The following is a 7,538-nucleotide window of genomic DNA, read 5'->3' on the forward strand; positions in this document are numbered from 1 at the left end:
CTCAAAGTCGGCGAGCCGGCCGCCGATCTTGCCGCGGCGGCGGCGCTGATTTCCTCGTTCGCCGGCACGCCCTTGCCGCCCGACACGGTATTTTTCGGCGAGATCAGCCTGACCGGCGACATCCGCACCTGCCCGCAAGGCGAGCTTCGCCTCAAAGAGGCCGCGAAACTCGGCTTTACCACCGCGGTGGTCCCGCGCGACACCAAATGCGATGTCCCGGGACTGTCATTGAAACAGGTCAAGGATGTCGGCGACCTGATCGCCGTCGCCAGTGCCGGTGCGCCCCGCAAGTAGCCGCCGCGCATTCCTTCGAATCGCCGCTTGCAGTAGAATCGGGCCATGAACCTGTCGTTCCAGTTCCTTGATCTGGTGGTCGTGCTGATCGTCATCGCCTCGGCGGTCTACGCGACCTATCGCGGGCTGGTGGCCGAATCGCTGGCGGTGTTCGGCTGGATCGCCGCCGCCTATGCCACGCTCTATTTCGGCCCCTGGGTGGCGTGGTGGCTGCGCGGCATGATCAGCCCGCAATGGCTGGGCGAGGCGGTCGGCTATCTGCTGGTGTTTCTGACGGTGCTGATCCCGCTGCAATTCGCGTCGTCGCGCATCTCCCAAAACGTCAAGAAATCGCAGGTCGGCACCCTCGACAGCGTGCTCGGCACCGGCTTCGGTCTCCTCAGAGGTGTCGCCATCGTCGGTATCGCGTATCTGGTGTTCACCGCCTGGGTGCCATCGCGCGACCAGCCGAACTGGATCCTCAACACCCGGCTTTATCCCGTTATACGGGCGTCGGCCGAGATCGTCGCGTCGCTGATTCCCAATCAGGAAGTCGGAGTTCCCCGCGATGCGCGCGAACACCGGCAAGATCCCAACGATTCGACCGATCCGATCGGTGCCAAAATCGAGCAAACCGACGAGCCGCCGCCTCCGGCGGAGGCGAAACCGGAGCAAAAGCCGGCGGAATCCGAGCCGGCGCCGCAACCGCGGCCACAGCCCGCAAAACATGCGAAGAAGACCTATGGCGCCAAGGACCGGCACGCGCTAGACAGGCTGATCGAAACAACGAACAGCGACAAGAGCGGCAAGCCATGAGCGGGCTGACCGATCCTTTTGCAGGCGAGGCGACGGACTCCCTGCACGAGGAGTGCGGCGTTTTCGGAATCTTCGGCCATCACGGCGCCGGCGCCCTGACGGTGCTCGGGCTGCACGCGCTGCAGCACCGCGGCCAGGAAGCGGCGGGCGTCGTCACCTATGACCACGGCCAGTTCATCGCCGAACGCCATCCGGGCCTCGTCGGCGACATCTTCGGCAAGAACAGCGCCCATACCGCCAATCTCAAGGGCGAGTACGCCATCGGCCACAACCGCTATTCCACGGCGGGCGGCTCGGCGGTGCGCAACATCCAGCCCTTGTTCGCCGATCTGACCGGCGGCGGCATCGCCATCGCCCACAACGGCAATCTCACCAACGCCTATGCGCTCCGGGCCAAGCTGGTGCAGGACGGTGCGATTTTCCAATCCACCTCCGATACCGAAGTCATCATCCACTTGACCGCGCGCTCGAACAAAGGCCCGGTGGTGGACAAGCTAATCGATGCGCTGAAGCAGGTGGAAGGCGCCTATTCGCTGGTGGCGATGACCGCCAAGAAGTTGATCGGCGTGCGCGATCCGTGGGGCGTGCGCCCGCTGGTGCTCGGCATGCTCGACGGCGCCCCGATCTTCGCCTCGGAAACCTGCGCCCTCGACATCATCGGCGCCGAATTCGTGCGCGACGTCGAGCCCGGCGAAGTCGTGGTGTTCACCAAGGACGGGGTCGAAAGCTTCTTCCCCTTCGCGCGCCAGAAGCCGCGCTTCTGCATTTTCGAATATATCTATTTCGCCCGGCCGGATTCGACCGTGGAAGGGCGCAACGTCTACGAGGCCCGCAAGGCGATCGGCCAGCAGCTCGCCCAGGAATCGCCGGCCGATGCCGATCTCGTCATCCCGGTGCCCGATTCCGGCGTGCCGGCGGCGCTCGGATTCTCGCAGGCGTCGGGCATTCCGTTCGAGCTCGGCATCATCCGCACTCACTATGTCGGGCGCACCTTCATCGAGCCGACCGACGGCATTCGTCACCTCGGTGTCCGCCGCAAGCACAATCCCAACCGCGCCACGCTGGCCGGCAAGCGGGTGGTGCTGATCGACGATTCGATCGTCCGCGGCACCACCTCGAAGAAAATCGTTCAGATGGTGCGCGATGCCGGCGCCGCCGAAGTGCATTTCCGCGTCGCCAGCCCGCCGACCAAGCATTCCTGCTTCTACGGCGTCGATACGCCCAACGAGCACGCGCTGTTGGCGCACGAGATGAACCTCGAGGAGATGGCGAAGTTCATCGGCGTCGAAAGCCTCGCCTTCATTTCGATGGACGGGCTTTACCGCGCCGTCGGCGAGCAGCGTCGCGATGCGGCAGCGCCGAAGTTCTGCGATGCCTGCTTCTCGGGCGATTATCCCATCCGCATGACCGACGCCGACCTCAGCAAAGACAGCCAGCTCTCCTTTCTCGTTGAAACGGTCTGAGAGCGCTTCACCGAAAAGTGGAGAGCGGTTTTCGGCAATGAAGCGCGAGGAAAAATGAGCGGGCGCATCGCCCTGGTCACCGGAGCCTCGCGCGGGATCGGGCGCGCTGCAGCGGTCGCACTGGCCGGTGCCGGCTCTCATGTGATCTGCGTCGCACGCACCGTCGGCGGTTTGGAAGAGACCGACGATCTGGTGCGCGCGGCCGGCGGCTCGGCGACATTGGTGCCGCTGGACGTGAAGGATTTCGCCGCCCTCGACCGGCTCGGCGCTTCGCTGTTCGAACGCTGGGGCCGGCTGGATGCATTCTTTGCCAATGCCGGCGTGCTCGGCGCGCTGTCGCCGCTGACCCATCTCGAACCGATGACATTCGACGAATTGCTCGCGGTGAACGTGACCGCCAACTGGCGCCTGATCCGTTCGCTCGATCCGTTGTTGCGCGCGGCGGAGGCGGGACGGGCGCTGTTCGTGTCATCGAGCGTGGCGCGCAAGCCCCGCGCCTTCTGGGGCGGCTACGCCATGAGCAAGGCGGCGGTGGAAAGTCTCGCGCTCACCTACGCCGCCGAATGCGCGAGCACCAAGGTGCGCGTCAACGTGCTGAACCCCGGCGCCACCGCCACCGCGATGCGGGCCAAAGCGATGCCCGGCGAAGACCCGTCGACGCTGCCCCAGCCGCACGACCTCGCGCCACTGATCGTCCAGATGCTGTCACCGGACTGGGCAGAGAATGGCGCGGTGGTGAATGCGAGGGAGTGGGGAAGGGCCGATAGCAAATAATTTATCTACATTCTGTTCGGGAACAGCTTCACGTATTCCCGGACCGCAGCACGCCCCTCTTGCCGGGATACTGTGCTTTAGGATTCTGCCGCCACCAAAACTCGACCGAAATTGGGATGCGCCACTTCTTGGCGATACGGTCAACTTGCTTCCAGCAATCTGATGCTGACTGGCCCTGCACAGAGATTCCAAGATCAGGATGATATTTGAATCCTTCATCTTCGTATTGTTCTGCCTTGGCCGGGATCGTCAGTTCGCGCACCAGTTTCTCACTATCAAGGCCCTTGGACTTCAACTGCCCAATCATGGAGAGCAGGATCGCAGACCAGCGAGGTGTGTGGAGTACCTTGCCGTTGATCGACGCCGAAAGCGGTTTCGTGAACGCAAGCCCCGGCGCGGTGCCAAACTGCATCGGACCGTCGCCAAGTGTGGTTACGATATCCTGCGGCTCGTCATCCCGCTCCATGCCGAGCTGTTCCATCGTCTCGCGTACGAGCCGATCAATGGTCTCGCTTGGTGTTTTGGTGCCGTACCAAGTCTTGAGAGTGCTCAGGTCGACAAAGGTGGCATCGTTGATTCTGACGACAGGCATCATTTGCTTCTCCATCGCTTCCGGTGGAGAATATGTTACATATCTTCAAGTTTCAGTCAACAAGGATATGTAACATATTTTCATGTTGTGCGTTTACTGCTGCCATTCACCTGTATAATCGATGTAATGACATTGTCGTTCAATTGAACTACAACGCATGCCCCTGCAAACAGAGGTCCGCCAATGAGCAGCAGCAATTCCCTCGTCCAAACGCGTATTGATCCCGACGTGAAAGAACGAGCTGCCGCCGTGCTGGAAACCGTCGGCTTGACGATCTCGGACGCGGTCCGGATTTTGTTGACGCGAACGGCCAATGAAGGCGCGCTGCCGTTTGAGCTCACTCACAATCAGGCAGACTATGATGCGTGGTTCCGCACCAAGGTGCAGGAAGCCCTGGAGGATTTGCAGCCGGCGCGGCCTTCTGATGAGGTGAATGCGCACTTCGCTAAGCGCCGCGCTGCCGCACGCGGTCGCGGGTAATCGCTGCCAAACCTGTATCAGTGCTGGTTCGGGTTCGTTTGTGGTGTTGTAGAAACCTGGATCCCCTTCCCCTCGCTGCGCTGCGCTGGCTCAGCCGGGGATGACAGATTGGCCTAATCCCTGGCGTATGGATTTTTGCTTGATCGCATCACCATGCGCATCGGGGTGCCTTCGAGGTGGAAGGTTTCGCGCAGTTTGTTGGCGAGGTAGCGGACGTAGGATTCGGGCAAATGGTTGAGCTGGTTGCCGAACAGCGCAAACGTCGGCGGCCGGCTTTTGGCTTGCGTCATGTAGCGGATTTTGACGCGGCGGCCGGAGACGGCAGGGGCGGCGTGGCGCGCCATCGCTTCCTCGAGGAAACGGTTCAGCGTTGCGGTCGGCACGCGGCTGTTCCAGGCGCGGTCGGCGGCGAGCACGGCGGGGAGCAGCCGCTCGAGGCCCTCACCGGTGGTGGCGGAAGTGGCGATCAGCGGCGCGCCGGAAAGCTGCGGCAGTGACTCGTCGAGCTTCTCGCGCATCTTGGAAATCAGCCCGGCGCGGTTGGGGGCGAGATCGTATTTGTTGATCGCGAACACCACGGCGCGGCCCTCGCGCTCGATCAGGTCGGCGATGACGAGGTCCTGTTTCTCGAACGCCTGCAGCGCATCGATCACCACCACGACGCAATCGGCAAACTGCACCGCTTCCAGCGTCGAGCCGACGCTCATTTCTTCCAGCGTGTTGCCGGCGACGCGGGCCTTTTTGCGCAGCCCGGCGGTGTCGTGCAGCAGGATTTCGCGGCCCTCGGCCTCCCAACGCGCCGCAATGGCATCGCGGGTGATGCCGGCTTCCGGACCGGTCAGCGAGCGCTCGCTGCCGAGGAGCTGGTTGAACAGGCTCGACTTGCCGACATTCGGACGGCCGACGATGGCCAGCCTGAGCGGCTTGTTGGCGTCATCGGCGGCTTCGCTTTCGCTCTTGGCGGCGAACGGCGTGAGGGCCTCGATCAGGTCGGCGAAGCCGATGTTGTGTTCCGCCGAAATCTGCAAGGGTTCGCCGAAGCCGAGCGCCCACGCCTCGCCGGCCTGGCTGAAGCGCGCCTCGCACTTGTTGGCGATCAGGATGACCGGCTTGCCGGTCTTGCGCAGCATCTCGGCGACGATCTCGTCGGCGGTGACGACGCCCTCGCGGGCATCGAACATGAACAGGCAGACATCGGCATCGGCGACACCGGCCATGGTCTGCTGTGCCATGCGCGCTTCCAGGCTTTCCTTGGCGCTGGATTCGATGCCGGCGGTGTCGATCACCGTGAAGGTCAGCGGGCCGATGGCGCCCTCGGCCTCGCGCCGGTCGCGGGTGACGCCGGGCGTGTCATGCACCAATGCCATGCGGCGGCCGACCAGCTTGTTGAAAAGCGTGGACTTGCCGACATTGGCGCGGCCGACGATGGCGACAGTGAAGGTCATGGTGAGTAGGGAGTAGGGAGTAGGGAGTAGGGAGTAGGGAGTAGGGAGTAGGGAGTAGGGAGTAGGGGGTAGGGGGTAGGGAGTGACGGTTTATACCACTCACTATTCACTACTCACTACTCACATTTTCCTATTTCAACGCCACCAGATCGGCGTTGTTGGTCAGGATGTACAGCGTTTCGTTGGCCACCACCGGCGCGATGTAGGCGGCGTCGGGAATTTCCATGCGGGACATGAATTCGCCGGTATAGGGCGAAATCGCCTCGGCATAGCCGTCCGACGACAGCACGATCAGCCGGTCGGAGACCAGCACCGGGCCGCTCCACACGATCGGGTCCGAAGTGGTGTCGGTGGGATCGGTCCAGCGCGGCAGCTGATGAATCCATTTCACGCGGCCTTCCTTGCGGGTCAGGCACATGATCTGGTTCTGCAGGGTGATGACGAAGACATAGTCGCCCGCCACCCACGGCGTCTGGATGCCGCCGACTTCGCGCTGCCACTGGCGGTCGCCCTTGTCGAGCTGGATCGCCGCCATCACGCCGGAGTGGCTGATGGCGAAGACGAGGTCGCGATCGACCACGGGACGGCCGGCGATGTCGTCGATTTCCGACAGCGCGGTGATGCCATGGCTGCGGGTGACCATGTCGCTCCATGCCGGGCGGCCGTTCTGCACCCGCATGGCGTAAATTTCGCCCGACGAATACGGGGAAATGACGAACTCGCCCGCCACCGCGGCGCTGGTCGACACCATGATGCCGGCGTTTTCGGTAATGCCCTGATGGTCCCACAGCTCGCGGCCGTTGGTAACCGCCAGCGCGTGCATGTGGTTGTCGATCGAGGCGACGAACAGGCGGCCGCCGTTGATCACCGGCGCGTTGGAGATCGGAGCGCCTAAATTCTTGCGCCACAGCTCCTTGCCGGTCGCGGCGTTGAGCGCCACGACGTCGCCGAAGCCGGTCGTCGCGAACAGCTTGCCGCCATCGTAGGCGATGCCGCCGCCGAAGCCCTTGGTGGAATCGACACGCTTGTCGTCGCCGAACACGCCGAGGGTCAGCATGTTGACGAGGTCCTGGTCGCCCGGAGGCGCGACGCTGACGTGCCACGCCGGTTCGCCGTTCTGGGCGTTGAAGGCGAACACGCGCGCCCGCGAATCCAGCACGTAGATCTTGCCGCCGGCGACGATCGGCGAGGCGGTAAGGCGCGAGGACGTGCGCGAGCCGGCGCCGGCATCGGCTTGCCAAATCTGCTGCAACGGGCCGGATGCCATCAGGTGCTGCATCGCATTCGAGGCAAAGCCGCCGGGCTGGGCCCATTCGGTGTTGCGATAGGGTGCCGGCAGCTCGACTTTGATGGCCTTGAGCGTCGGATCGGGCTTGACCGCATCGTCGCCCGCCATGATCGAAATGCGTTCGCCGCGGATTTTCGACTTGTGCGGCGAGGAGAACCAGCGGCCCATCGTGTCGGTGATGCCGCAGCCGCCGGCGAGCAACGCCACTGCCGTGAGAATGGCAATCGGCGCGAACTTGCGTGTGATCATGGCGTGTGAGTTCCTTGCGCGGTGGCGGCCTGATCCGGTTTCGGCGGTTCAGGAACCTTGCCGTAGTCCTTGCCACCGCTGGTGCGGATGAGCGTTGCCATCGCCTCGGCGCGCTGGCGCAGCGAATTGGGCGCGTCGGTGTCGGCGGCGAGGGCGGT

The 7,538-nt window shown here is 63.6% G+C and carries 8 protein-coding genes; 5 read left to right on the top strand and 3 right to left on the bottom strand.

Features of this window, described 5'->3' with window-relative positions:
* The 4 genes from AC1P6P_RS09530 to AC1P6P_RS09545 all read left to right on the top strand — a co-directional run.
* A partial coding sequence (locus AC1P6P_RS09530; RefSeq protein WP_481402204.1) for a magnesium chelatase domain-containing protein occupies nucleotides 1-294 on the top strand: 294 nt, incomplete at its 5' end.
* A 45-nt stretch (nucleotides 295-339) separates the two neighbouring features.
* On the top strand, nucleotides 340-1,089 hold the full coding sequence (locus AC1P6P_RS09535; RefSeq protein ID WP_481402205.1) for a CvpA family protein: 750 nt from the start codon (nucleotides 340-342) through the stop codon (nucleotides 1,087-1,089).
* Nucleotides 1,086-2,552, top strand: coding sequence for an amidophosphoribosyltransferase (gene purF, locus AC1P6P_RS09540; protein ID WP_481402206.1), 1,467 nt, complete (start codon nucleotides 1,086-1,088; stop codon nucleotides 2,550-2,552). Before AC1P6P_RS09535 ends, purF begins: the two co-directional genes overlap by 4 nt.
* 54 nt (nucleotides 2,553-2,606) lie before the next feature.
* Nucleotides 2,607-3,326 carry an SDR family NAD(P)-dependent oxidoreductase gene (locus tag AC1P6P_RS09545; RefSeq protein WP_481402207.1) on the top strand — a complete coding sequence of 240 codons (720 nt, stop codon included), beginning with the start codon at nucleotides 2,607-2,609 and terminating at the stop codon, nucleotides 3,324-3,326.
* 28 nt (nucleotides 3,327-3,354) lie between these two features.
* Here AC1P6P_RS09545 and AC1P6P_RS09550 read toward each other — a convergent pair whose 3' ends face one another.
* Nucleotides 3,355-3,921: a T4SS efffector SepA family protein gene (locus AC1P6P_RS09550; protein WP_481402208.1), complete on the bottom strand. Its 567-nt coding sequence runs from the start codon at nucleotides 3,919-3,921 to the stop codon at nucleotides 3,355-3,357.
* Between the two features lie 180 nt (nucleotides 3,922-4,101).
* Between AC1P6P_RS09550 and AC1P6P_RS09555 the strand changes: the two genes are divergently transcribed.
* A complete protein-coding gene (locus AC1P6P_RS09555; RefSeq protein ID WP_481402209.1) occupies nucleotides 4,102-4,398 on the top strand; it encodes a type II toxin-antitoxin system RelB/DinJ family antitoxin in 297 nt (98 codons plus the stop codon).
* A gap of 113 nt (nucleotides 4,399-4,511) precedes the next feature.
* Here AC1P6P_RS09555 and der read toward each other — a convergent pair whose 3' ends face one another.
* Both der and AC1P6P_RS09565 read right to left on the bottom strand, forming a co-directional pair.
* Nucleotides 4,512-5,843, bottom strand: coding sequence for a ribosome biogenesis GTPase Der (der, locus tag AC1P6P_RS09560; RefSeq protein WP_481402210.1), 1,332 nt, complete (start codon nucleotides 5,841-5,843; stop codon nucleotides 4,512-4,514).
* 130 nt (nucleotides 5,844-5,973) lie between these two features.
* A complete protein-coding gene (locus tag AC1P6P_RS09565; RefSeq protein ID WP_481402211.1) occupies nucleotides 5,974-7,380 on the bottom strand; it encodes an outer membrane protein assembly factor BamB family protein in 1,407 nt (468 codons plus the stop codon).
* Nucleotides 7,381-7,538 lie beyond the last annotated feature (158 nt).

The sequence above is a fragment of the Rhizomicrobium sp. genome, assembly GCF_056722145.1.